Annotated in this window: 1 protein-coding gene and 1 pseudogene; both read left to right on the top strand. The window is 42.7% G+C overall.

All coding sequences use genetic code 11. The features are described 5' to 3' along the window. The coding region (locus ACFINC_RS09285) for a hypothetical protein (RefSeq protein WP_375617024.1) at nt 1-573 on the top strand (573 nt) is incomplete at its 5' end. 1 nt (nt 574) lies between these two features. Next, nucleotides 575-936 (top strand): annotated as a pseudogene (locus tag ACFINC_RS09280) (hypothetical protein); the annotation flags it as partial.

The raw sequence follows: 936 nt of genomic DNA, 5'->3' as shown, positions 1-936 counted from the left end.
GTAGCACAAATCCAAGAAAGTATTTTTGCTGCTATTCGTTTTTGTGAGAGGGAAACTTTTTACTTTAACGAAAGCCGTGATGTGGTGTTTGAAACACGGGCGGGTCAAGGCGCTTATGATGCAACGGACACCCGCCATATTGAAACAGCTGTCAAAATAAGGAGCGTTTATCTTTGTTCTGATCCACATCATAAGATTGAATTAGAGCACAGGAGTCCTTTTTCTCTAGAGTCTTCGTTATCATCAGAGCAGCGAGGAACACCGGTTTGTTACAGTTATTTTGATAGGAAACTGCATCTTTATCCCACACCGGACAGAGCCTATCAGATTCAACTCATACTCTCTCCACAGCGTTTATCAGAGATAGAGCGTGTTGATGAAGAGCATCTATGGTTTGTGCACGCGTTTGATTTGATTAAGGCGCGTGCAAAATATGAGTTGTACAAGAATATCCTTAAAGAACCCGATTGTGCAACGGCAGCTTATAATGACTTTACCGAGCAGTTGCATGAATTGCGTGCAGAGACGTCCAAACGTCATAACGTCACACGCATAATTCCAACGGATTTCTAAAATGGTTTATTTTCCAATCGCTGATTATCGCCCCGATGTTTCGGTCGTCAATGGCAGCTTTACGGATACACTTGTGAATGTTTTACCGGCAGATGGAGGCTATATTCCTATGCCTAGCGCAATGGTAGTATCGGCTCCTTTGGGAGAAAAGCCTTTGGGGTGTATAGCGTTTCGAAGTGGTAATGGGGTTAAGATTATCGTAGGAGGAGCCAAAAAGCTTTATAGTTATGATAGTCAAACGCAGGGTTGGAAAGACATAAGCCAAAGCGGTGTGACCTATCAGGCAAATGAGGATAATCAATGGTCATTTGCCTTGTTTGGTCAGAGAGTTATTGCGGTCAATAAAAATGATAAACCGCAAGT

It is taken from the genome of Bartonella sp. AP58NXGY (genome assembly GCF_042195785.1).
Classification (GTDB): domain Bacteria; phylum Pseudomonadota; class Alphaproteobacteria; order Rhizobiales; family Rhizobiaceae; genus Bartonella.
The sequence above is the reverse complement of the archived record's forward strand: the minus strand, read 5'-3'. Positions and strand labels throughout refer to the sequence as shown.